Source organism: Parviterribacter kavangonensis, assembly GCF_056863335.1.
Window position 1 is genome coordinate 2,637,625 of sequence record NZ_JBXPJA010000001.1, and the last position, 22,885, is coordinate 2,660,509.

The window sequence follows — 22,885 nt, forward strand, 5'->3', positions numbered from 1 at the left end:
CGTCAGTACGCGGCGAGCCGCTGGCCGGCCTCGGCCAGCGCGCTCGCCAGGGTCTCGACGTCCGCCAGCCACGGCGAGCCGTCGGGCCGCGGGTCGATCTGCAGGTGCAGGCGGCCTTCGTACAGGACCGTCACCGCCATGAGCTCGTGGCCGCACCAGAGCTCGGCCTCGTTGTCGTAGGCCTCTTCGGGGCCCGTGACGATCGTGCGGATCTCGTTCATCGTCCTGCTCCCTGCATGTGCGTCGCGAACCAGGTGTCGAAGTCGACCGCTCCGATGCGGGCGCCGGCGCCCGTCGTCAGCTCGCCGCCGTGCAGCTCGGTGCCGAAGTACTCCGCGTGCGGATCGGAGACGACCGTCCGCGCGTCGCCGGTCGCCGCGAACAGGCGGCGCGCCCAGTCGTCGATGCCCAGCCTCTCCGGGCCCCCGAGCTCGACCACACCGACAGGCGGGCCGACGGCGAGCTCCGCGACGGTGGCCGCGACGTCGTCGGACGCGACGGGCTGCATCAGCCCGGTCGGGAGCCGCACGTTCCCGCCATCGGCGCCCGCCTCGACGGTCTGCGGGAGGAACTCGAAGAACTGCGTGGAGCGCAGGATGGTGTACGGAACCCGCCCCGCCTCGATCTCGGCCTCCTGCGCGACCTTCGCGCGGAGGTAGCCGCTGCGGGGCAGGCGGTCGGCGCCCACGATCGACACCGCGACGTGGTGCCCGACGCCGGCGGCGCGTTCCGCGGCCAGCACGTTCCGTGACGAGGTCCTGAAGAACTCGAGCACGGCGTCGTCCTCCCAGTTGGGAGCGTTCGCGACGTCGACGACGACGTCGGTGCCCGCCATCACCTTGGCGAGGCCATCGCCGGTGATGGTGTCCACGCCGGTGCTGGGCGCCGCCGCGACCGCATCGTGGCCCTGCTCGCTCAGCCGGCTGACGACGTTGTGACCGACGCGGCCGGTGCCGCCGATGACCACGATCCTCATGACGTCGCTCCCACGCGCGCAACGGGCACCCGGCGCGAGGACCGGTGGAAATGCCACTCGTGCGCCCGCACGTGCGCGGCCAGGTGACGAACGATCACGAAGGGCGCCGCGACGACCGCGGCGATCGCCGCGACGATCACCGCCAGCGCGACGAAGACGAGGCTCACCGCGACGACGACGGAGAACGGCCCGATGAAGAGAAGGACGAGGAAGAGCCACGGAGCGAGCACGAAGATCGCGGGCGGCCCGGCCACGGGGATGACGTCGACGACCGGGATGGTGTCCCGGAGCGTCTCGCTGAAGGTGGGATACGGCTCGGTGGAGGTCATGCCGCAACCTTCCTCCGCCCCACCCGCGCTCTCTTCAGGGCAGATCCCGCGTCGGGTCCCTAGTAGAGACCGGGGACCATGACCAGGGTGTTTCCCTGACGAAAGATCCATGCCGGTCGAGGACGCTAACGAGCAAGATGACCGACTCGAAGATCACCCCGGTTCGCCACGAGGGCCCGTCGCCGCACGCGCCGCTGGCCGGCGCCCCCGCGACGCAGAAGTAGGGCATTCCCCACCGACGCGGCGCGCCCGGCAGGCGTAGCGTTGGCGCATGACCACCACGCCGACCGCCGACCTGCAGAGCCGCTGCGATCTGCTGCGCTCGCTGCACCGCCCCGGCGACCCCCTCCTCCTCCCGAACGCCTGGGACGTGGCGACCGCGCGAGCCGTCGTCGCCGCCGGGTTCCCCGTGGTCGCGACGACCAGCGCCGGCGTCGCCGCCGCGCTCGGCTACGAAGACCACGAGGGCGCGCCGGGCGACGAGATGCTCGCCGCGGCCGCGCGCATCGCCGACAAGATCGACGTCCCGGTGACCATCGATGCCGAGGCCGGGTACGGCATGGAGCCGGCCGAGCTCGTCGCCGCGCTGCGCCATGCCGGGGCCGCCGGCTGCAACCTCGAGGACAGCGACTACCGCGCCGGCCGGCTCAAGGACCCCGACCGTCACGCGGACTGGCTGAGAGGCGTTCGCCGCGCAGCGGACGACGCGGACTACCCGCTCGTCCTCAACGCCCGCATCGACGTCTTCCTCCACCCGTTCCTCGCGGGCGCGGGTCCCGGAACCCAGGACGAGCTCGTCCCCGACGCCGTGCGGCGCGCGCACGCCTACCGCGAGGCCGGCGTCGACTGCGTCTACCCGATCACCCTGTGGGAGCCATCCGCCCTGCGCACCTTCACCGCGAACGTCGAGGGCCCCGTGAACGTCGTCCGCCTCCCGCAGGCGCCGTCGCTCGCCGAGCTGGCCGAGATCGGCGTCGCGCGCATCAGCTGGGGCCACCTGCTCTTCCACGAGGCGATGGGCCGCTTCAAGGAGCGGCTGGATTCAGTCCGCGAGCACGCCGCGTAGCCGAGCGTGCCGATGCAGGCACTGCTCGGTCGGGACGGCGAGTGCGAGACGCTCGACGGGCTGCTGCGCGCCGTCCGCGACGGCGAGAGCCAGGTGCTGGTGCTGCGCGGCGAGGCGGGCATCGGGAAGACCGCGCTGCTCGAGCACACGATCGAGCAGGCGTCGAGCTGGCGCGTCGTCCGCGCGTCCGGGGTGCAGTCCGAGATGGAGCTGGCGTTCGCCGGGCTGCATCAGCTCTGCGGCCCGCTGCTCGACGGGCTCGACGCGCTGCCGGCGCCGCAACGGGACGCGCTGCGGGAGGCCTTCGGGCTGGAGACCGGCGGCGCACCGGATCACTTCCGGGTCGCCCTGGCGGTCCTCAGCCTGCTGGCCCAGGAGGCGGAGCAGCGGCCGCTCGCCTGCGTGGTCGACGACGCGCAGTGGCTCGACCGGTCGTCGCGGCAGGCACTGGCGTTCGTCGCGCGCCGGCTGCTGGCCGAGCAGATCGCCATGGTGTTCGCCGTCCGCGAGCCGAGCGACGCCGACGAGTTCGACGGCCTCCCGGAGCTCCCCGTCGAGGGCCTCAGCGACGACCACGCGCGGACGATGCTCGCGGCCGGCATCAGCGGGCGGCTGGACGCCCGCGTCCGCGACCGGATCGTCGCGGAGACGCGCGGCAACCCGCTCGCGCTGCAGGAGCTGCCGCGGGGCCTGACCCCCGCGGAGCTGGGGGGAGGGTTCGGGCTTCCGGACCGCGGGCCGCTGACGGGACGCATCGAGAAGAGCTTCCTGAGGCGGTTCGAGGCGCTGCCGTCCGACTCGCAGCGCCTGCTGCGCATCGCCGCGGCCGAGCCCACCGGTGACGTCCCGCTGCTCTGGCGCGCCGCCCAGCAGCTCGGGGTCGGCGAAGATGCGGTAGCGCCGGCGGAGGCCGCGGAGCTCTTCACGCTCGGTTCCCGCGCGCGGTTCCACCACCCGCTGGTCCGCTCGGCGATCTACCGCACGACGTCGCCGGAGGAGCGCCAGGAGATCCACCGCGCGCTCGCCGCGGCCACCGATCCGGAGGCCGACCCCGACCGTCGCGCCTGGCATCGCGCGCACGCCGCCGCGGTGCTCGACGAGGAGGTGGCCGGCGAGCTGGAGCGCTCCGCCGATCGCGCGCAGGGCCGCGGAGGCGTAGCCGCCAGCGCGGCGTTCCTCGAGCGGGCCACCGAGCTCACCCCCGATCCCGCGTTGCGCGGGTCACGCGCGCTGGCGGCCGCGCAGGCGAAGCTGGAGGCGGGCGCTTCAGAGACGGCGGAGGCGCTGCTCGGGACAGCGGAGCTCGGGCCCCTCGATGAACTCCAGCGGGCGCGGGCCGAACGGCTGCGCGCGGAGATCACGTTCGCGCGCACGCGCGGCGGCGACGCTCCGGCGCTGCTGCTCCACGCCGCGCGGCGGCTCGAGCCGCTCGACGCCGGGATGGCCCGCGAGACGCATCTCGAGGCGATGGCGGCGAGGATGTTCGCCGGGCGCCTCGGGCACGAGCCGAGCCTGCGCGAGGTCGCCGAGGCGGCGCTTGCCGCACCGGCCGCCCCCGGTCCGCCGCGCGCGATCGACCTGCTCGTCGACGGCTTGGCGACGAGGTTCAGCGAGGGCTACGCCGCCGGCATGCAGCCGCTGCGCCGCGCGCTCGACGCCTTCCGCGACGTCGAGGCCCTGACCGCGCGCGACGTGCGGTGGCTCTGGCTGGCGTGCCGCCTCGCGCAGGACCTCTGGGACGACGAGCTCTGGTACGTGCTCGCCGAGGGCGGCCTGCGCGTGGCGCGCGACACCGGAGCGCTCAGCGTGCTGCCGATGGCCGCGACGTACCGCGCCGCGCTGCACGTCCACGCGGGCGCCTTCGGCGCGGCGACGTCGCTGATCGAGGAGACCGACGCGATCATCCGCGCGACCGGCATGGCGCCGGTGAAGTACGGCTGGCTGTGGCTGACCGCGTGGCGCGGCGACGAGGCGGCGAACCTGGCCTTCCTCGAGGCCGCGCGGCGCGAGGCGACGGCGCGGGGCGAGGGCATGGGACTCGGCGTGCTCGAGTGGGCCGTGGCGCTGCTGCACAACGGCAACGGCAGGTACGCCGAGGCGCTCGAGGCCGCGGGGCGCAGCTGCGCGCACGAGGACGTCGGACCCTGCGGGTGGGCGTTCGCCGAGCTGATCGAGGCGGCCGTGCACAACGACCAGCTCAAGACGGCCTCGGCGACGCTCGAACGCCTCAGCGAGCGCACGCGGGCCAGCGGCACGGAGTGGGCCCTGGGCACCGAGGCCGGCTCGCGCGCGCTCCTCGCCCAAGGGCCGGAGGCCGAGCCGCTCCACCGCGAGGCGATCGAGCGTCTCGGGCGCACCCGCGGCGTCGTCCACGCCGCCCGGGCGCAGCTGCGCTACGGCGAGTGGCTGCGGCGCGAGCAGCGGCGGGTCGACGCGCGCGAGCAGCTGCGCGCGGCGCACGACACGTTCAGCCGCATCGGCGCCGAGGCCTTCGCCGAGCGCGCCCGGCGCGAGCTGACGGCGACCGGCGAGACCGTCCGCAGGCTCACCGTCGAGACGCGCGACGCGCTCACCCCGCAGGAGGCGCAGGTGGCGCAGCTCGCGCAGAGCGGGCGCACGAACCCCGAGATCGGCGCCGAGCTGTTCATCAGCCCGCGGACCGTCGAGTACCACCTGCACAAGGTGTTCACGAAGCTCGGCATCAGCTCCCGCAAGGAGCTGCGCAGCGCTCTCGCGGAAGCCGCTCTGGCCCCGGCCTAGGGCACCGACTAGGGGGTCTTACGGAGGAGCGCCGGTGCCCGCAGGCGCGACGGTGGCAGCTGTCCGCATCGACCGCTTCCCAAGAAGGAGTCGCACCGCATGGCCACCGACAGCACGCTCGCTCGCGTCGTCCTCGAACCCGCCTCTCAGGCGTTCGTCGAGGCGACCGCCGCGCCGCCGTTCCTGTACGAGCTGACCCCCGCCGAGGCGCGGAAGGTGCTCGACGACGTCCAGGCCGCGCCCATCGAGAAGCTCGCCGTCGACGAGCGCTGGATCACCGTCCCGGCCGAGGTCGGCGACGTCCGAGCGCGCATCGTCCGGCCGGCCGGCGTGCAGGGCACGCTGCCGGTGGTCCTGTACATGCACGGCGGCGGCTGGGTGCTCGGCAACGCCGGCACGCACGACCGGCTCGTCCGCGAGCTGGCGTGCGGCGCGGGCGCCGCACTCGTGTTCGTGGAGTACGACCGCTCGCCCGAGGCGCACTACCCCGTCGCGATCGAGCAGGGCTACGCCACGGCGCAGTGGATCGTCCGCGAGGGCGCCGCCAACGGGCTCGACCCCGAGCGCATGGCGGTCGCCGGCGACTCGGTCGGCGGCGGGATGACCGCCGCGCTCGCGCTGATGGCGCAGCAGCGCGGCGACGTGCGCTTCGTCCACCAGTCCATGTACTACCCGGTGACCGACGCGTCGATGGACACCGGCTCCTACGCGCAGTTCGCCGAGGGCTACTTCCTCACCGCCAAGTCGATGGCGTGGTTCTGGGACTGCTACTGCCCCGACCGCGAGCGTCGCCACGAGCCGTTCGCCTCGCCGCTGCAGGCCCCTGAGGACATGCTCGTCGGGCTGCCGCCGGCGCTGCTGATCGTCGACGAGGCCGACGTCCTGCGCGACGAGGGCGAGGCCTACGCCGCGCGTCTGCGCGAGGCGGGCGTCGCGATCACCACCACGCGCTACGACGGCATCACGCACGACTTCATGATGCTCAACCCGCTGAGCGAGACGAACGCGACACGCGGCGCGGTGGCCCAGGCCATCGACCACCTCCGCCGGGCCCTCCACACCGCCTGACGACCTCGTACCTCCAAGGAGTCCCCATGCGTACCAACACGCCCATCGTGCTCATCCACGGCCTCTGGCTGACCGCCCGCAGCTGGGAGGGCTGGAAGGCGCGCTTCGAAGAGCGCGGCCACCAGGTGATCACGCCGCCGTGGCCGCGGATGGAAGGTGAGGTCGAGGCCCTGCGCCGCGACCCGTCGCCCATGAACGGGCTCGGCCTCGCCGAGGTCGCCGACCACTACGACCGGATCATCCGCGGCCTCGACACGCCGCCGATCATCATGGGCCACTCGACCGGCGGCCTGCTGACCGAGCTGCTCCTCGACCGGGGCCTCGGCGTCGCCGGCGTCACGTTGTCACCGGCGCCCGTCAAGGGCGTGCTGCGCCTGCCGCCGGATCTGCTGCGCACCGTGCTCCCGGCTCTGCGCAAGCCGTCCAGCCGCAAGGGCACCGTCCCGCTGACGCCGAAGCAGTTCCACCGCGGCTTCACGAACACGATGAACGACGAGGACGCCGCGGCGGCCTACGAGCGCTACTACGTCCCGGCCCCCGGTCGCGTGATCTTCCAGGCGGCGTTCGCCAACTTCAACCCGCATGCCCCCACGAAGGTCGACTTCCACAAGGACGACCGCGCGCCGCTGCTCGTCATGGGCAACGACCAGGACCAGACGATCCCGGCGTCGGTGAGCAAGGAGGCCGCGACGCGCCTCGGCAAGTCGAAGGCCGTCGTGGAGTACAGGGAGTACAAGGGGCGCCCGCACTTCACGGCCGGCGCGCCCGGCTGGGAGGCGATCGCCGACGACGCGCTCGATTGGGCGCTGCGCCACGTGACCCCGCGGGTGGAGAAGAAGTCGCCCGCGATCGTGTGACGGAGGCTCCGATGCTCCCCACCATCGTGCTCGTCCACGGCGCGTTCGCCGGGTCGTCCAGCTGGGAGCAGGTGATCCGTCGCCTGCTCGACGCCGGACACCCGGTGACCGCCGTGGCCAACCCGCTGCGCGGCCTCGCCTCCGACGCCGCGTCCGTCGGCGACCATGTGCGGTCCATCGACGGGCCGGTCGTGCTCGTCGGCCACTCATACGGCGGCGCGGTCGTCACCAACGTCGACCGCGACGCCGGCGACATCGTCGGTCTCGTCTACGTCGCCGCGTTCGCGCCGCTGCCGGGCGAGAGCTGCTTCGAGCTGTCCGCGGTGTTCCCGGGCAGCACGCTCGGCGACACGCTGCAGGCGGTGCCGCGCAGCGACGGCACGACCGATCTGACGATCTCCTCTGACCGGTTCCATGAGCAGTTCTGCGCCGACGTCTCTTCGGGGACGGCGGCGCGGATGGCGGCCACGCAGCGGCCGGTGACCCAGGAGGCGCTCGTCGAGCCGTCGGGCGCGCGGTCCTTGTGGCAGGACGTGCCGTCGCGGTTCGTCTTCGGCGAGGAGGACCGCAACATCCCGAAGGCGCTCGAGCACTACATGGCCGAGCGCGCGCACGCGCACCGCACGATCGAGATCCCCGGCGCGTCGCACGCGGTCCCGGTCGCCCATCCCGGCACGACCGCCGGCGTGATCCTCGAGGCCGCGGCGCTGCGCGCGGCGGCGTGAGGGGGTGCGACCGATGCTTCGCGAAACCGACCCGCTGGCACTCGAGCCGTACGGCCCGATCGGCTTCGGCTCTTCGAAGGAGCTGGAACCGGTCCGAGAGCCCCTCGCCCTCGACCCATTGTCCCCGCTCCGGGCGGGACGCCCCGCCGACGAAGAGGAGGAGCCATGACTCCGGTCAACACGATGAACGCCGGGCTCCTGGTGCTGCGGCTCGTCGTCGGCGTGACGTTCGTCCTGCACGGGCTCGACAAGCTCGGCGACCTCGCCGGCACGGAGGAGCTCTTCACGTCGCTGGGCATCCCCGCCGCCGGCGTAATGGCGCCGTTCGTCTCGGTCACGGAGACCGTCGGCGGACTGCTGCTGATCGCGGGCCTGGGCACGCCGCTGGCCGGGCTTGCGGTGGCAGGCGACATGACGGTCGCGCTGCTCACGCAGCACATCGGCCACGGCTTCTTCGTCACCGACGGCGGCATCGAGCTCGTGCTGCTCCTCGGAAGCGCGAGCTTCGCGCTCGTCCTCACCGGCGCCGGTCGCTTCAGCGCCGACGCCGCCCTTGACGTTGCCCGTTTGTTCCACGTCGCGAAGGAGACCTCATGAGCACCCACGCCCCGCACGCGTACGACCCGCCGACGCCGGTTGAGAAGGTCGAGGCTGACGCCGCCATCGCCACCGAGGCGGCCGGGGAGGCACTGCGCGCCGTCGAGATCGTGGGCGTCGTGTTCCTCGCGCTGCTCATCTGCCCGCCGCTGGCGATCCTCGCCGTCGTCGTCGTGGTCCCCTTGCTGGCGACGGCGCTCATCCTGGGGCTGATCGCGGCCGTGCTGTCGGTGCCGTATCTGCTGGTCCACCACCTGCGGTCGCACGACCGCCGGCACGTGACCCTGCTCGGGCAGCGGCTGCGCCACGCCGGCCGGGCGCTCGTCGACCTCCTGCCGCACCGCATCGTCCGCGATGCGCGCAAGCTCCGGTGAGCGCAGCGGCCACCACGATCAGGCACCTGCGCCCGCGCGGCGCAGGTGCCGTGCAGCCGACGACGACCGTCGAGCTGTTCTTCGACCTCGTCTACGTCTTCGCGGTCACCCAGCTGTCGCACCAGATCCTCGACGACCTCACCGTTGCCGGCGTCGCGCGAGCCGCCTTCCTCCTGCTTGTCGTGTGGTGGGCGTGGATCTACACGACGTGGATGGTGAACTGGTTCGACCCGGCGTCCTCCGCGGTCCGCGGAGTGCTCACCGCGGTGATGCTCGGCAGCCTGCTCATGGCCGCGGCGCTCCCGGAGGCGTTCGGCGCGCACGGGCTGCTCTTCGCGGCGAGCTACGTGGCGTTGCAGGTCGGCCGCAACGTCGCCGCGGCGCTGCTCACGCGCCGCCACCGGCTCCGCGAGGTGTTCGAGCGGCTGGTCGTGTGGAGCGCCGTGTCCGGCGTGCTGTGGCTGGTAGGCGGCTTCGCGCTGGACGGCGATGCTCGCCTGCTGCTGTGGATTCCGGCTCTCGTCCTCGAGCTGCTCGCCCCGGTCGCCGGCTATTGGCTGCCCGGCCGCGGCCGAGCCGCGACGAGCGACTGGGACATCGAAGGCGGCCACTTCGCCGAGCGCTGCCAGCTGTTCATCATCATCGCCCTCGGCGAGTCGATCGTGGTCACGGGCGCAACCGCCTCCGCGGCGGGCCTGACGACGACCGTCGTCCTCTGCCTCGCCATCGCCTTCGTCGAGACCGGAGCGCTGTGGTGGCTGTACTTCGGAGCCACCGCCGAGGAGGCGCGCGAGACGCTGAGCACATGCGCCGACGCCGGCCGCCTCGCCCGCGACGGCTACACCTACCTCCACCTCCCGATCGTCGCGGGGATCATCGCCACCGCGGTCGGCAACGACCTGCTGATCGCTCACCCAAACGACGCGCTCCACGGAGTCGGCCCGGCGATGGTCCTCGGCGGCCCGGCGATCTTCCTCCTCGGCGAGAGCCTGTTCGTCTGGCGAATGACCGGCACGCTCAATCCCACCCGCGTGGCCCTCGCCGGGCTGCTCATCGCCCTCGTGCCACTTGGCGACGAGGTCAGCGTGCTGGTCGTCAGCGTGATCGTCGCCGCGTTGCTGTCGGGTCTGGCGGCTTGGGAGCTGCGCTCGAAGGTCGCTCCAGATCTCGAACCAGCGACCGCTTCCACAGCGTGAGCCTGAGGTATGTCCGCCGATCGCCGGGCGCGCGTGACGGCCGCAGCGGTCAGCGACATGTGAGGCAAAGCGTTGCCCGTCGCGCAACGTAATCGCCCATCACTTCCTAGGATCGTCGACGATTCGGCCGATTTTCAGCTCCTCCGCGACGTAGGCCTCGATCGTGTCCCGCATGGATGCGTTGAGGCCGGTGAGGCGAGCGCCCTTGCCCGCGATGACGGCGCGAATTCGGGCGTCGGCGGCGATGAACAGCTAATCGAAGGCGGCGATCTCTCCGACGGCCGCGATCGGTCGATTAGGGGAGGCGATGCGTAGCGTGCGCTCGGCCTCGCGTAGCCGTGAGGGACGCGGCCAAGACGGTCAGACGCACGATTCAACCGCCGCAGCTTGACCCATCGTTGCTGCTCGGGGATCGGCAGAGAGGGGTTAGCGACGGGGCCGCGCCGGGTCGTCGAAGCCGCAATCGAGCTCGGCGTCCACACCAACACGATCCGGTACCGCATCGGGGCGTATCGCCGAGCTCGCCGGGCATGAAACCCGCGCCAGGCAGGCGGAGCGCTAGAGCTTGTTTTGCCTCATATGGCTAAAGCGCGCTGAAGTTGACCGCGGCGCAGCCGACGATCCTGGATCATGCCTTTTCGCTCGAAGCGACCCGCGCGGGCTTCGAGGCGGCGCCGAGTACCCCCGGAAGACTTCGTGCGGGTTCAGCCTTGCCCGCGGTCAGTCAGGCGCCCGACCCGCGGGCGCCGGTTGTCGGGCGCGCCAGACGGACGCCGACAGTGGAGCTCCTGCGAGTTTCCGCCAGCACTCAAGATCGCTGACGTGATTGCCGCGTCGGTCTTAGCCGTCAGGCACGCGGCCATGCGAGCTGCGCGCTTTCGCGGAAGAGCCACCCGACGCGGCCGACTCGCGAGCGCGCCCGCTCTGCACGGACTTTGAACGCTTCTCGCCTTTAACCGTCTCGTCGACGCCGACTCGTCCGCCACGTATCGCTTGGGAGCGAAGGCGGTAGCCGATCAGAGACTCAACGATGCGCTCGCGCAGCCGCTGAATATTGTCGGACCGCATAGCGGGTAGGTCAAGTGCCGCTACGAGTGCTCGCAGCGCATCTCGATTGAGGTCGAGTCGCTCGAGATACGCAATGCCTTCATCGCGCGTGTTCATGGCGCCGAGTGCAACGCGCACATCATTCGCCTGCTCGTCGCTCAGTTGCCGCTTCGGACGTCGGGCGGGCCGGCGGCCAGCCCGGATTGTGAGGTCCCGCTGACCGGCGAGAAACGCGGCAATGTCATCGTCCGAGAGCGAGCGGACGGCGTCCGCCGCTCCCGCGAGGACGGCTGCAATTACCTCTGCCGAGGATTTTGAGGGTCTAGAGCCCGAGCTCTGCGATGAACTCATCCACGAAGCCTTCCAGTTCCGAACGGATGCCTCGATAGTCCTCGCTGCTCAGGATGACGGGCACGCCTTCTTGGGCAGCGCTGGCGAAGAGGGTCTTGTTCTCACGTAGATACGCATCGAAGACCGGCAGTTGCAGCTGCCGGGCTTGAGCGATGTACGGCCGTGCCGCCGACACCGGCCTCCCACCGTAAATCTGGATCATGGTGAACACGATCCCGAGCACCTTCGGGTCGATGCGAACGGCCCCGTTGCCCCCATCGAGCGAGGCATACTCGTTGTAGTCCGTGACTAGCTCGTCGAGGCTTCTCCGGAGATAGTCGATCCCGAGCGTCGACAAGTAGTCCGCCTTCGCAGGAATCAAGACGTGCCCGCTGGCGACGATCGCGGTCTTCGTCACGATGTTGAAGTTCGGAGGACAGTCGATGAGGATCGCGTCGTAGGCGGCAAACGCCGGGTCCTCGAGGCCGTCGGCCAGCCGGCGATGAACCCTCATGTAGTTAAGCTTCGCCTGCGTCATCGATGCGCCACCCAAGCCGGTCGCGAGCTCCAGGTCGACGTTGATGAGACCGAGATGGGAGGGGATTAGGTCGAGGGACGCACCGTTGGACCTGCCCAGCCGACGATTGACCTCACGCGGACTGATCGTAAGAGACGCCAAACTGATCTCCTTGCCTGACTGCGTCGCGTCATACCAGGCCTTGATCGTGCGACTTTGTTCGAGCTCCTCTGTCCAAAACTCGGGGCGCACGAGTGAGAACGTCAGGCTGGCCTGAGGGTCCAGGTCGATCAGGAGCACCCGATACCCCCGCCACGCGAGGTCGGCGCCGAGATTCGCCGTGAGGGTGGTCTTCCCGACTCCGCCCTTGTAGTTGATCACTGAGACAACGTGCATGGCCCCTCCCACATCGGAACGAATCGGAATACTCGCATGTGTCTTGCCAACTCGACTGAGATCCAATAATCAGGGGCGAGCGCAGACTTGAGAGGCCGCTGCGCCCTCTAGCCGTTGTGTGATGAGCGAATCACACATGAGCTTCGTTGCTCGCGTATCCTCCCCGAAGCAAATCCGCCCACCCTGCACCAAGCGCCTCGTTGCGCGTTGCGACCAGGAAGGAGGCTATAGAGCAGTTCGCGGTCGATTCCGTCGGCCGTATCCGTTGCGACTTCGGGCTCGGCCCGAACACCAAGGAGTGAACACATGATGTCCACCGCGAACGCGGTCGATTACAGCACGATCCTGCGCGATTACGAGCGGCAGGTCGAGAGCCGGATCAAGCAGTGCTACCTCGCCGAGGGGTACGTCCACTCGGATGGGAGCGTTAATGAGGACGCCCTCTTCGATGCGGCGTACGAGTTCGTGACGTCGAAGGTCGTTGTGACGAAGGACGACAAGAACGATCCGAGCAAGAGCACGACGCGCGACGAGCTCTTCGTAGCGCTCTTCCCGAACGCGCCTGGGGCCGATGGGAGCGACCCTTCCGACCTCGACCAGGTCGACAAGGCCGTTCACCGCAAGCTCAATCGCGATGCCTGGAGCCTCACCCAGGACGCGCCGACCGGCAAGATCCAGCGCCGGCTGGACGACGAGGGTTCGACGCTCGTCCTCTGTCGCAGCTCAATGATGCGCGGGGTGAACCGCCAAAACGGCGTCTTCGTCACTGACACGGCTCAGTTCATCCTCGGCGACAACCTCAAGAAGGAGCTGGACGCTCTGCAGAAGAAGGCCGAGAACGTGCAGCGGCGAGTCGAGATGCTGAAGGATCGCCACCCCGAGCTCGAGGGCGCCATCAGCGGCCAGCTCGAAGCGACGATCGGACGCGTTCAGGCCGCCCTCCCGGTGAGCACCGACTAGTAAGCGATCACGATCCGATGTGCCCGCGAAAGGCTGCGGGCACGTCGGTCACTTGAACCGATGAACAGACCGTCAGACACAAGACAGCGCGTCCACGCGGCCCTCGACGGTCGCAAGCTCACTGACCTTGAGCTTGCAACGGAGCTGGGGCTCGAGCGAGGCACCGCTGGAAAGGCCAGGCTTCGTCTCTGGGAGAGAGGCCTTGTCGAGCCCGATGATTGGGATCTCGCGCTCGCAATGAAGCGCACGAGCGCGATCCGCTGGACCGCGGTGTCCGACCCAACGCGTCAGGCGGACGTCGCGAACCGCGCAAGGACCCGGACGAAGAGGCGTCGCAAGTGGAGCGACCTCAACGTCGAGGAACAGGCAAGGTTCATCCTGCAAGGACTTAGCGACCGAAACGTCTACGCCGCGGTCATGGACGCGCAGGCCTCCGAGCGCGTGAAGAGTCGTGCGAGCGCTCGCCGCAACGAGAGCCTCGCTGCCAAACGTCAACGCCTTGCCCGCGAACGCAAGGAAGCGGAGCGCGAAAAGTCGGCGATACTCGACTTCTTGAAGATCGCAAGCCACTTGCACGAGCAGGTCACGGTCGCGAGCGGCGTCCGATCCTTCCTTATGGTTGACCTCGCCCGGTATTTCAACGGCGAGCGGACGAAGGTCCCGCCGGCGAAGTACGCGGAGGTCGCATCGGCGCTGCGCGAGGTCATGGATGACACTGGGCGCGCACTCGAGGCGGTCGAAAGCGCCATCGGCATCGCTGACGGGACGTGCCCGACGTGCGGCAACACCGTCGTCCCGCTTGAGATGGAAGATCGCCAGCTGCCTCAACACGTCGAACGTCAAGAGCCGATTATCGATGTGGAGGCGATCGAGCTTTGATCCCTTCGGCGGCAGTTGCCGCCGCGGACGATACGCCGCACGGCTGAAGGTGCGCCAGCGCTCCTAGAGTCGACTGCTCCCACCAATGCCACGCGGGACCGCTGGCGGGCTTGCCCGCCAGCGGCGTTCGTCGCTCAAGACGTGGCTGGCAAGACGTGGCTGGCACGAGGCCCGTGCGCCGCTGCGAGGCCCCGCCGCGCGGGAGACGCAACCAGATGAGTTTCGACGCTTCCTTCAGGAGACCTGAGATGTTAAGGATTCCTTCCGTGACCACAACTGAGTCGATGACGTTCAAACTCGGCTTTTCATTCACGACTAGATCTGTCACCGCGTCGACGCCAGACGTCACCTCGCGTCGCCGCCAGCCGGACAGTTCTCGCACGTCGTCAGTGCTACAACGCCCGCATAATGTCCCGCGCCGCGTCACGAAGCGACTGTTCGGATGACGACCGAGTGGAAGTGGGAGCCGCAGAGCCGAACCTACGGCAACTACGGCAACGCCAACCAGTGGACCGTCAACGCTGGTCTTGCGTCGCTCGCCCGTGAAACGGCACAGAACACGAACGATGCCCGGAGTAACGATGGAACCCCTGAGCTCGTTTACTCGTTCTTCAGGCTGCAAGGAGACGAACGAGACGAGTTCCTGCAGGCACTGGACTGGCAGCACGGACTTTCGCCGCACCTCGCCGCAATGGCGGAGTCGTCTGGGGGCGCCGTCGCCGCAGGTCAGATCAAAAGCGGGCTCGAGGCGATCGGCAACTCCGATTCGCTCGTTTTGCTTCGAATTGCCGACTACGGCTGTCATGGCCTCACCGGGCCGGAGTTCCCAGATGGAAATCTCGATGAGTCCGAGTTCGGCAACCTAATCAAGCTTTGCCGCCTAGACCTGTTCAGCGGTAAGGACAAAGCGGCCGGCGGCTCGTTCGGGCTCGGCAAGGCTGTGTACTGGCGCTTCTCCCGACTGCAGACGGTGGTCTTCAACAGCCAGGTTGATGATGGAACGCGGTCCGGTCAGCGGTTGCTCGGTGTTAATCAGGGCGTTCTTCATCGCCTAGGCGACGACAAACTCCAAGGCCGCGGGTACTTCGGTACCGCGGATGCTGAAGGCGACATCGAGTCGGTCTGGGACGACCAGACGCTGATCGACTCGCTTCGACTTACGAGGCGAAACGATCGCACCGGCACGTCGGCCCTGCTAGTGGGCTTCTATGACCCCGATCGGCCGGACCTAGGGACGGGAGACGGGTCCGAGCTCATCGGCCTTGCAGATGAGCTCAGAGAGGGTCTGGAGGAGAACTTCTGGCCGCTGCTTACTCGCGGACGCCTCAAAGTGACCATCGAGGTATTCGACGGAGCCGCCGCGCTCATGGAAGCGAATGTCGATCCCGAAGAGAGCTTCGCCGAGCTCGTCCAGGCGCTCCGTCGTTTCGACGACGGCGATTTGGACGAATCGCTCGACGAGCCGCTATCGACCGTCTGTCGCGACGTACCGATCGCGATCGCGAAGCGCAAGACCGCGGGTGGTCACGACGCGTTCGTCCACAACGCCAAGCTGATCGTGACGATCTCAGACGAGAACAAGGACTCGCTCGAGAATCGCGTCTGCCTCTTTCGCCGGCCGGAGATGATCGTCGAAACGCTAGACCGCGAGTTCGAAGGCCGGACGTACCACGCGTTTCTTCTTGCCGGGGCAGCGATCAATCCCGTCTCGCCCTCCCAGGACGACTTACGCGCAGACGATTTCCTGCGTTTCTCGGAGCCCCCGTCACATGATCGATGGATTCCCGGCAAGGGCCGCAATCAGACCTCGCAGGCCAACCTGACGGCGCATTACGTCCCGCCCTGGGTCCCGAACTTGCGAGAGATCCAGACGCACATTCTCAATGCGCTCTTCGAACTATTCGGTGCCCCACCGCCCACCGAAGATAAGCCGCCTGAGGTGATCTTCAAACATCTCCGGTTCCTCCGTGGGGAGACCAGTTCGTCGCCGGGCTCCGGTGCCGCCCGGCGCAAGCCGGAGATCGAGATCCTGGACTGCCACGTGGAGGATGGGCGCTGGCACGTCGTCTGCCAGGTTCAAGCGCGGAACCGACGCGAGGGTTGGTCGATGTTCCCGCGCCTCGCAATCGTCGGGCTTGAAGGACGCAGCTTCATCAACTGGGAGAGCTGCGAGACCGTCGCAGGTCCTGGGACCATCGATTCCGATGGACGGCTGACGCTGCCGTTCGTCGGGCGGAAGCGTCACGTCCTGACTACGTTCCGCGGCACCTCCGTCGCTGAGCTGCCGCTTCCTGCCAGTGAGACAACGATCGAGGCGGTGCTTCGCGGGCTCGATGCCGCGCAGGTTGCGTCTGGTGCCGACGAAAATGGAGGCCTGTCCTCATGAGCGTGCGGTTCGCGTGGCCCTCGTATTTGAAGCCGTGGTCGGTTTGGCTGAGCGAGATGCGAATCGACGGCCGCGACGAAACCGACCGGGTTGACGCAACGCGCCGGAGAGTGCGGCTCGATCAGGCTGGCGACTGGGAGACGGCCACATTCGAGGTGACTGCTTCGAGCGACGAAGCCCCGCCGTCCGGGGTTGCCTCGGTCACAGCGTTCGCGGTTGTGTCGTCATCCCGAGCAAACACACGCCTGCCCTTCGCCCTCCCCCCCGTCGATCCGTCAGTGTCAGACCGCTTCTCGGGGACGATCACGATCACGCGGGCAGCACTAGCTGGCGCTTGCGACCTGACGGTTGACATCGGTGGAGATGTGGACGACCGCCGTCGGCTGGTTGGAGTTGGCGACAAGTGGGATGTGATCGTCGATCCCGCCGACGCGCCAACGCCCCCCGGCAAGCCACCGTTCGACAGCGCGTGGATCGACTTCGCCGACACGACCTCGCCTCTCGTCGCCAGGCAGCAACCCGAGGCGTATGCCGTGATGGACCTGACGGGGGTCAAGCCCACGCTTCTTCTGAACGCGGGAATAGACGGTCTCAAGGAATTGCTGCTGCCAGCCACAGCTCGGCAAGAGCGGAAGCGACTGCGAGACATCATCGGGAGCTCCATCGCGCGTGACGCGACGGCGGCCCTGGTTCGAGCCGCCGCAAACGAAGTTGTCCCGATGGATCCTGAAGTACTCGACCCGCAGGAGCCGCAAGACGGGCTGCTAAGGCAAGTGTGCGAGGCGGTCGCCGGCGAGATGACGATGGTGGCCTCAGCCGGAGAGTTCTACGAGCGACTCCTCGATGCCGCTCGAGGGTCTGCGGTCGACCAGGCTCAGCTCTGGGCGGAGGTGGACGCCGCCGTGGACCGAATGACCGGCCACTCGTCGGCGGTCGCGAGCGTTGTTAGAGACGTGAAATATGTCTGACGGCGTGCTGGCGAAGTACAACCGGCGCTTGAGTCCTGACGAGCGCGAGAGCGTGCTCGACGAAAGCGTTCCGACAGGGATCCACGAGGAGCTAGTTACGCGCGCCGACGACTCTGAAATCAGTCTCGTTGTGCTGGACGCTCTCATGAACGATTTCGTGGAGCGGCGCGCTGCTGGCGCGTGGACTGACGACCGTGCGACGGCAGATCGTTGGCTCGCACCGAGGGTCCATTACGCGTTGCGTCTTACTCGCGACCTCGCCGCCGACCGCGCGATCTGGGAGTGGCTTGCGCTCCGCTACAAGGATCACACCTACTGGCGATGGTTCGACCACACAAATGTGACTCTTAGCGATGACCGTTGGCACGGTCCCGTTCACAAGCAGGCAATGGCACGGCTCTGGTGGGGCGGCGAACTGTTTCGCAACGGCGCCGACTACGGCCCGGTCGAACGGGCTTTCGTCAGGCAGGACCTTATAAACAGCTACCTGCACCGGCCCCTCGTACGTTGCCGTTCACTCGCTCTTGGGATCCTCGACGTCGTCGCACCAGCGGACGACCCGACCTCAGTCAAGTCCAGCGAAGTGAACGACCTTGCGCGGGTCCTGAACTTCGCCACCGCTGGCGCACCGCCGGAGCTCGAGACCAACTTGCAACAGGACGATTGGGCCACCTACCGCGACTGGGCCGCGCAGGACGCTGAGATGCCGGACAGTTGGGAGCAATTGCCTACTGGTCCGGCGGCCAGAGATACGACCGTGGAATCGCTGGCCGGCGGTTTCCGTGTGGCGCAGCGCGGTTGGGGGTTCGCCACGGCCGGGAAGTAACCGAGGTCCGACGGCGCGCGTATCCGTGATCTACCCGCGAGCCAGACCACCACGAGACGAGCGCGGTAAATGACAGGGCCGATCGGCGTTTAAGCGGCGATCTTGGCGACATGGCCGACGATGCTTCGCACTGACGGGCTGCCGGATCAGGCCAGCTGACCCACGAGATGAGCTGAGCGGCCGTTCAGGGACGCGGGTCTTAGCTACGGGCGAGCGCGCGACCGCTTTCGAAGTTCGTCATCAGGTGGCCTGCCACCGCTTCGGCGATGCGGCGTGCGAGGAGCGGCGGGACTGCATTCCCGATCTGGCGTGCAATTGACGTCATGGACTGATCCGCAGGCAGAACGAACGCGTCCGGGAATGACATGCAGCGTGCGGCCTCCCGCACCGTGATCGGGCGATGAGCCGACGGGTGGAGATAACGACCCTTTTCCGGCTTGTGGAATTCGGTTCTGATGGTGGGAGAAGGCCGGTCCCACCACAGCCGTCCGAAGACATCGGTGGTTCCGACAGGCTTTTTCCGCCAGCATGCTGGCACGAGGTGGGCGAGACCTGCGCGATCGAGATTGCGCTGCATCTCGAATCGATTTCCGCCATTCGGCGGCACGGCCTTGTACCGCCGAATGCTCTCGGGACGCGGGTTACGTTCGTTGTGCCAGTCTGTGTTGGTCGGCCGCAGCGACAAGCCAGCGACTGCGTCTCTGAATGTTCGCCAAGGCTCTGTACCGAACTCGTTTTTCTTCGGGTCCGAGTGAGTTGCCGTCGGCCACGGCGGGGTTCCAATCCGGGACCCAATCACGATTGCCCGACGGCGATGCTGAGGCACGCCGAAGTCTGCAGCGTTGAGGACCTGGCCGTGGACTTCGTATCCCAGACCTCGCGCTTCGTCGAGAAAGGCTTCGTACTCGACCGAGACAAGTAATTCGGGCACGTTCTCCATCACGAAAGCAGCGGGGGCCGATTCCTCAAGGGCACGCAGATACTCAGTCCAGAGTGCTCGCCGCTCTAGTCCGACTCCCTCTCGGTTTAGGGGGCTGAAGCCCTGACATGGGGGCCCCCCGATCACAACGTCGGCGGCCGGGAAGTCATTGACCTTCTCGATCGGGCCGCGGAATAGATGCTCATCTCCGAAGTTTGCGGCGTAAGTCGCCGCCGCGTCACGGTCCATCTCCACGGCGAAAACACCTTGAAAGGCCCCGGAGTCCAGGAAGCCCCGCGTCATCCCTCCACATCCGGCGAACAGGTCGATGAGGCGAAGCGTCACGGCCGCGGAACGGTAGACATCCGTTCGGACGCTCCCGCGCGGCGCGCCAGGCGCCGTAGCGAGCGATGGATCAGTCGTCTGCGTACGGGTGGAAGCGTCCGAGAGGTATTCCGAGTGTCGGCGCGCTCGTCGATGCTTTTGTGACGCGGCTCCGGCAGAGTCGCGCCGATCGAGGTCAGCGGGCAGCCCCCTGTTGCGGCGCAGTTGCGTCCTCTGATCAAGTTTCCGCGCGGATCAGGCCCACTGCCCGCTGCTGACGGTTCCGACCGGCCGGCAACCTAGTTTGACACCGTGCCAGACGCCATCGATGCGGCGATCGATGTCGCTGAGCACCACTTGGGCCGCGCTGCGTACCGCACGCTCGACAACCCTTTCCTCCGGCGGGTCGCGGTAGAGAGTCTTCCGTCACACGCACGGGAGGTACTACGCGACGTCTTGTCCGCGACACGCACGCTAGGGCAGCCGCCCACGGGGGTCGTCAACGGCGATGTTGGCGGCGTTCGTCTCGGCGTCGTGCCCCGCGATCTGCAGTCGGTTTATTCGGCCGTAGGCGTCAGAGCAGGTGTCGCCAGCGTGAATGCGTTCGCGGTCGCAACCAAGTTCTGGTGGCTTGTCTCGCACCTGTGGTGCATCGAGGTCGGACGGTTGCTGGATCAATGCCTCGGCGAGCACGTCGGTGGCAATCGTCTACATCCCGCCTACGTCGAACGTCCGCAGACGGCCGGAGCACTGCTGCGCACGCCGGTCAAGCCGCGTTCGTTCTTCGCTCAGTACCTCCGCGAAATCGCGCGCAGCGAACAGGACACTCAATTTGTTTCGGCTTCCGCCGACCTTCGCTCGTACTACTACTCGGTCGGAGCCACACCAAGCGAAATCGTGAGTGCGTTTCTCGCAACGCTCGACGCCCCTCCCCGAATTTCACGCCGTGGGCACAACCTGACGTTGATGCTCGACGTCGCCCACGCAATGCATGCCAGCGCGCACGACGCGCTCGAACCCCGAGGGAGCGGGCCCGAGATTGGCACGCGTCCTCTCCCAGTCGGGCTCCCTTCATCAGCGGTGATTTCGAACCTGATCATGGCCGTGGCGCTGGCCGACCTCCGCGACCTCCCCGCCGTCGACGGCGCGGCGACGTACGTCGACGACATTCTCATCGTTAGCTCAGATCTCCCGGAGCATGGGGAGGACCACGACGGCTACCTCCGTCGCCTTGGGGTCATCGTGCCCAACGCGGACGACCCCGATGTCGAGCGAATTGCAAGCCCGGCTGCCGCTGCGCTTGCCACCATGGTCGTCGCGGCTGACAAGGGCCGCATCTCCTACGGAAGAGTCGTCGGCATCTCCGATGCGCCCGTTGTCGCGCCTGGTTCGGACGACATCTTTATCGCGACTCCGCTCGACCCCTACTTCGACCTCCCCGACGAAGATGACGATGAGGACGCCGACGGGCCCGGCATGCAGATGCTTTTCCGGGCGCCGGCGCGGCGTGATCGCGTTCCGCGAGAGGCCGTCAGGGAGCTAATGCGGCTAACTGATGAGATTCGCATTGGGACGGATCGAGAGGAAGCGTGGTCTGACCTGAGGAAGCTGATCCGCAATACGGACGCCGTGTCGCGTCTCGAGCTCAGGTCGTACTGGACCGAACTCGCGGCCTGCGTTCACCATGCGAGAGGAAATGAAGGTCTGCGTTACATGCTCGCGGCCTTCGATGAGCTCTTCGACGATGTCGATGCGCCGTTAGGCGCTAATCGAGCATTGCGCAATGCGGTGAACGACGGCCTTCGAACGTCCCTGGCGCAGGCTGTCGCCGAGGCGATCGCCGCAACATCGGGGGCACCGGAGGCGCTCGCGGAACTTGAGGCGACAAGTGCAGAGCGCGCGCTCGGATGCACCGTCGAGGAGGTCGAAGAGCTCGCTCAAGCCATAAGACGTGAGCGGTTTGTGCGGGCAATTCTTGTTTCGGCTCCGCTCGCTGAGTTCACCGGCTGGAGTGGGCCGCTCTTCGGCGCGGACGCGTACACGGCGTTCGAGGCCTGGGCGAGCGAGACTCCCGATGGGGCCGACGCGTTTGCGATTGCGCGCGGAGTCGAAAAAGCAAAAAGGTTCGTGCGACTCCACGAGGCATGTCTGGCCGTGCATCTCTGGAACGCAACGGAGACAACGACCTGGCGGGCACGAGTCTTCAAGATCTTCGGATCCCAACCCCTTGTGTCGCGAGCATCGGTGAACGAGCTCAAGGCGCACGTCGCCAAGATCCTGCGGCGCGGAGACGGCGACTTCAAGCTCGAAGATGTTGACGACATGCGGCCAGTTCGGTTTGCAGTCCCAAGCATTGGAGTCGCCGGCGACCAACTGGAGGCCCTCGTCGACGGCGATCTCAAACGCTTGAACGCGATATCGCGGGCCGCCCGCCGCGGGATTATCGGCACGACGCGAGAGGCAGTCGCCCATGGGGCAGATGCGATCGTCTTCCCCGAGTGGAGCCTCCCCGCGCGACAGCTCCCATGGCTTTTCGAACGGAGCGCCAGCGACCAGCTGCTGGCAATTGGCGGTGAGGCTCCGCGGATCGTGGCTGGGGAGTACTCGAACCGCGTGTGGACCGCCATTCCGATCCGCGACTCTCTGAACAGGCCGGCTTGCTTCGTGCCGCCGCCGCGTGAGAAGCGTCACTTGAGCGACGTAGAAGTCCGGACGAAGGGACCGACTCCGCAGGCGCGGAGCAGTACGCGCGTACCCGTGTACAACTGGAATGGGATCGGGTTCGCGTCGCTGATCTGCTTCGAATTTGCCGACATCCGCTTCCGCGAGAAGCTCCGTGCGACCGCTGATCTGCTCACGGTCTCATCATGGAATCCCGACTGGAGATACTTCGACGCGGTTCAGGAGGCGACGACGCGGGACAACTACTGCGTCACGGTCTGCGTCAACACGAGCCAGTATCCCGGCACCAGGATCACGCGTCCTACGAAGAACGAGAAAGCGATCGCTCTCTCGATTCACGGCGCGACCGAGTCGGCTGTGATCGTCCGTGATGTTGACTTCCGCCCTCTGGTTGCCGCACGCCGGCTCAGGCGTCGTCCGAGTGAGATCAAAGCCCTTGCGGAGCCAAGAGACGGGCTCTCGAGATCCGACTACAAACCTCTGCCGCCGGGCCTGCGGTGAGCCGAGCCCGGCCCGTGCAGCGACAGGCGCGAGTCGTTGCGGACAAAACCCGGCTGCATCCCGCCCGATGTCACAAGCCCTCTGCCGGACTCGAACCGGCGACCCCTTCCTTACCATGGAAGTGCTCTACCAGCTGAGCTAAGAGGGCTGGTCGGCGAAGCGTAGCGCGACGGGGTTCGGGTGGGCTTGGGAGGCGCTTCGG

Annotated in this window: 20 protein-coding genes and 1 tRNA gene; 14 read left to right on the top strand and 7 right to left on the bottom strand. The window is 67.9% G+C overall.

Features of this window, described 5'->3' with window-relative positions:
- Positions 1 to 2 precede the first annotated feature (2 nt).
- The 3 genes from AC1UE4_RS13415 to AC1UE4_RS13425 are packed head-to-tail and all read right to left on the bottom strand — an operon-like array spanning position 3 to position 1,305.
- Positions 3 to 221 carry a hypothetical protein gene (locus AC1UE4_RS13415; protein ID WP_482917732.1) on the bottom strand — a complete coding sequence of 73 codons (219 nt, stop codon included), beginning with the start codon at positions 219 to 221 and terminating at the stop codon, positions 3 to 5.
- Entirely contained in the window at positions 218 to 976 is a 759-nt protein-coding gene (locus tag AC1UE4_RS13420; protein ID WP_482917733.1) for an SDR family oxidoreductase, read from the bottom strand. Before AC1UE4_RS13420 ends, AC1UE4_RS13415 begins: the two co-directional genes overlap by 4 nt.
- Positions 973 to 1,305, bottom strand: a complete 333-nt coding sequence (locus AC1UE4_RS13425; protein ID WP_482917734.1) for a hypothetical protein — start codon at positions 1,303 to 1,305, stop codon at positions 973 to 975. Before AC1UE4_RS13425 ends, AC1UE4_RS13420 begins: the two co-directional genes overlap by 4 nt.
- Positions 1,306 to 1,576: 271 nt before the next feature.
- Between AC1UE4_RS13425 and AC1UE4_RS13430 the strand changes: the two genes are divergently transcribed.
- From AC1UE4_RS13430 to AC1UE4_RS13465, 8 genes are all read left to right on the top strand, one after another.
- Positions 1,577 to 2,371 (top strand): isocitrate lyase/PEP mutase family protein, encoded by a 795-nt coding sequence (locus AC1UE4_RS13430; RefSeq protein WP_482917735.1) that lies wholly within the window; start codon positions 1,577 to 1,579, stop codon positions 2,369 to 2,371.
- 12 nt (positions 2,372 to 2,383) lie between these two features.
- The gene (locus tag AC1UE4_RS13435) at positions 2,384 to 5,131 is read left to right on the top strand and encodes a helix-turn-helix transcriptional regulator (protein WP_482917736.1); all 2,748 of its coding nucleotides are present in this window, start codon (positions 2,384 to 2,386) and stop codon (positions 5,129 to 5,131) included.
- 99 nt (positions 5,132 to 5,230) lie between these two features.
- Complete coding sequence (locus AC1UE4_RS13440) at positions 5,231 to 6,199, top strand: alpha/beta hydrolase (RefSeq protein ID WP_482917737.1); 969 nt, start codon at positions 5,231 to 5,233, stop codon at positions 6,197 to 6,199.
- Between the two features lie 26 nt (positions 6,200 to 6,225).
- The gene (locus AC1UE4_RS13445) at positions 6,226 to 7,056 is read left to right on the top strand and encodes an alpha/beta fold hydrolase (RefSeq protein ID WP_482917738.1); all 831 of its coding nucleotides are present in this window, start codon (positions 6,226 to 6,228) and stop codon (positions 7,054 to 7,056) included.
- An 11-nt stretch (positions 7,057 to 7,067) separates the two neighbouring features.
- Positions 7,068 to 7,781, top strand: a complete 714-nt coding sequence (locus AC1UE4_RS13450; RefSeq protein ID WP_482917739.1) for an alpha/beta fold hydrolase — start codon at positions 7,068 to 7,070, stop codon at positions 7,779 to 7,781.
- 165 nt (positions 7,782 to 7,946) lie between these two features.
- A complete protein-coding gene (locus AC1UE4_RS13455; protein WP_482917740.1) occupies positions 7,947 to 8,378 on the top strand; it encodes a DoxX family protein in 432 nt (143 codons plus the stop codon).
- The gene (locus tag AC1UE4_RS13460) at positions 8,375 to 8,752 is read left to right on the top strand and encodes a hypothetical protein (protein ID WP_482917741.1); all 378 of its coding nucleotides are present in this window, start codon (positions 8,375 to 8,377) and stop codon (positions 8,750 to 8,752) included. Before AC1UE4_RS13455 ends, AC1UE4_RS13460 begins: the two co-directional genes overlap by 4 nt.
- Positions 8,749 to 9,948 carry a low temperature requirement protein A gene (locus AC1UE4_RS13465; protein ID WP_482917742.1) on the top strand — a complete coding sequence of 400 codons (1,200 nt, stop codon included), beginning with the start codon at positions 8,749 to 8,751 and terminating at the stop codon, positions 9,946 to 9,948. Before AC1UE4_RS13460 ends, AC1UE4_RS13465 begins: the two co-directional genes overlap by 4 nt.
- An 840-nt stretch (positions 9,949 to 10,788) precedes the next feature.
- Here AC1UE4_RS13465 and AC1UE4_RS13470 read toward each other — a convergent pair.
- A complete protein-coding gene (locus AC1UE4_RS13470) occupies positions 10,789 to 11,112 on the bottom strand; it encodes a hypothetical protein (protein WP_482917743.1) in 324 nt (107 codons plus the stop codon).
- A 205-nt stretch (positions 11,113 to 11,317) separates the two neighbouring features.
- Positions 11,318 to 12,238 (bottom strand): ParA family protein, encoded by a 921-nt coding sequence (locus AC1UE4_RS13475; RefSeq protein WP_482917744.1) that lies wholly within the window; start codon positions 12,236 to 12,238, stop codon positions 11,318 to 11,320.
- Between the two features lie 306 nt (positions 12,239 to 12,544).
- On the opposite strand from AC1UE4_RS13475, the gene AC1UE4_RS13480 reads away from it, so the two are divergent.
- The 5 genes from AC1UE4_RS13480 to AC1UE4_RS13500 all read left to right on the top strand — a co-directional run bounded on the left by AC1UE4_RS13480 (position 12,545) and on the right by AC1UE4_RS13500 (position 18,257).
- The gene (locus AC1UE4_RS13480; RefSeq protein ID WP_482917745.1) at positions 12,545 to 13,198 is read left to right on the top strand and encodes a hypothetical protein; all 654 of its coding nucleotides are present in this window, start codon (positions 12,545 to 12,547) and stop codon (positions 13,196 to 13,198) included.
- A gap of 60 nt (positions 13,199 to 13,258) precedes the next feature.
- Entirely contained in the window at positions 13,259 to 14,077 is an 819-nt protein-coding gene (locus tag AC1UE4_RS13485) for a hypothetical protein (RefSeq protein WP_482917746.1), read from the top strand.
- A 442-nt stretch (positions 14,078 to 14,519) separates the two neighbouring features.
- On the top strand, positions 14,520 to 16,463 hold the full coding sequence (locus AC1UE4_RS13490) for a hypothetical protein (RefSeq protein WP_482917747.1): 1,944 nt from the start codon (positions 14,520 to 14,522) through the stop codon (positions 16,461 to 16,463).
- Positions 16,460 to 17,431 carry a hypothetical protein gene (locus AC1UE4_RS13495; RefSeq protein WP_482917748.1) on the top strand — a complete coding sequence of 324 codons (972 nt, stop codon included), beginning with the start codon at positions 16,460 to 16,462 and terminating at the stop codon, positions 17,429 to 17,431. The genes AC1UE4_RS13490 and AC1UE4_RS13495 overlap by 4 nt, the downstream gene beginning before the upstream one ends.
- Before the next feature lie 4 nt (positions 17,432 to 17,435).
- On the top strand, positions 17,436 to 18,257 hold the full coding sequence (locus AC1UE4_RS13500; protein WP_482917749.1) for a DUF6339 family protein: 822 nt from the start codon (positions 17,436 to 17,438) through the stop codon (positions 18,255 to 18,257).
- Between the two features lie 199 nt (positions 18,258 to 18,456).
- On the opposite strand, the gene AC1UE4_RS13505 is transcribed toward AC1UE4_RS13500, so the two are convergent.
- Positions 18,457 to 19,521 carry a DNA cytosine methyltransferase gene (locus AC1UE4_RS13505; protein ID WP_482917750.1) on the bottom strand — a complete coding sequence of 355 codons (1,065 nt, stop codon included), beginning with the start codon at positions 19,519 to 19,521 and terminating at the stop codon, positions 18,457 to 18,459.
- Positions 19,522 to 19,812: 291 nt separating this feature from the next.
- Between AC1UE4_RS13505 and AC1UE4_RS13510 the strand changes: the two genes are divergently transcribed.
- A complete protein-coding gene (locus tag AC1UE4_RS13510) occupies positions 19,813 to 22,683 on the top strand; it encodes a hypothetical protein (RefSeq protein WP_482917751.1) in 2,871 nt (956 codons plus the stop codon).
- 75 nt (positions 22,684 to 22,758) lie between these two features.
- Here AC1UE4_RS13510 and AC1UE4_RS13515 read toward each other — a convergent pair.
- A tRNA-Thr gene (locus AC1UE4_RS13515) sits at positions 22,759 to 22,831 on the bottom strand.
- Between the last annotated feature and the right edge of the window lie 54 nt (positions 22,832 to 22,885).

Excerpts from the sequence above, each read along its gene's own strand:
- AC1UE4_RS13415 (WP_482917732.1), bottom strand. The coding sequence starts at position 221 with ATGAACGAGATCCGCACGATCGTCACGGGCCCCGAAGAGGCCTACGAC.
- AC1UE4_RS13420 (WP_482917733.1), bottom strand. The coding sequence starts at position 976 with ATGAGGATCGTGGTCATCGGCGGCACCGGCCGCGTCGGTCACAACGTC.
- AC1UE4_RS13425 (WP_482917734.1), bottom strand. The coding sequence starts at position 1,305 with ATGACCTCCACCGAGCCGTATCCCACCTTCAGCGAGACGCTCCGGGAC.
- AC1UE4_RS13430 (WP_482917735.1), top strand. The coding sequence starts at position 1,577 with ATGACCACCACGCCGACCGCCGACCTGCAGAGCCGCTGCGATCTGCTG.
- AC1UE4_RS13435 (WP_482917736.1), top strand. The coding sequence starts at position 2,384 with ATGCAGGCACTGCTCGGTCGGGACGGCGAGTGCGAGACGCTCGACGGG.
- AC1UE4_RS13440 (WP_482917737.1), top strand. The coding sequence starts at position 5,231 with ATGGCCACCGACAGCACGCTCGCTCGCGTCGTCCTCGAACCCGCCTCT.
- AC1UE4_RS13445 (WP_482917738.1), top strand. The coding sequence starts at position 6,226 with ATGCGTACCAACACGCCCATCGTGCTCATCCACGGCCTCTGGCTGACC.
- AC1UE4_RS13450 (WP_482917739.1), top strand. The coding sequence starts at position 7,068 with ATGCTCCCCACCATCGTGCTCGTCCACGGCGCGTTCGCCGGGTCGTCC.
- AC1UE4_RS13455 (WP_482917740.1), top strand. The coding sequence starts at position 7,947 with ATGACTCCGGTCAACACGATGAACGCCGGGCTCCTGGTGCTGCGGCTC.
- AC1UE4_RS13460 (WP_482917741.1), top strand. The coding sequence starts at position 8,375 with ATGAGCACCCACGCCCCGCACGCGTACGACCCGCCGACGCCGGTTGAG.
- AC1UE4_RS13470 (WP_482917743.1), bottom strand. The coding sequence starts at position 11,112 with ATGAACACGCGCGATGAAGGCATTGCGTATCTCGAGCGACTCGACCTC.
- AC1UE4_RS13475 (WP_482917744.1), bottom strand. The coding sequence starts at position 12,238 with ATGCACGTTGTCTCAGTGATCAACTACAAGGGCGGAGTCGGGAAGACC.
- AC1UE4_RS13480 (WP_482917745.1), top strand. The coding sequence starts at position 12,545 with ATGATGTCCACCGCGAACGCGGTCGATTACAGCACGATCCTGCGCGAT.
- AC1UE4_RS13485 (WP_482917746.1), top strand. The coding sequence starts at position 13,259 with ATGAACAGACCGTCAGACACAAGACAGCGCGTCCACGCGGCCCTCGAC.
- AC1UE4_RS13490 (WP_482917747.1), top strand. The coding sequence starts at position 14,520 with ATGACGACCGAGTGGAAGTGGGAGCCGCAGAGCCGAACCTACGGCAAC.
- AC1UE4_RS13495 (WP_482917748.1), top strand. The coding sequence starts at position 16,460 with ATGAGCGTGCGGTTCGCGTGGCCCTCGTATTTGAAGCCGTGGTCGGTT.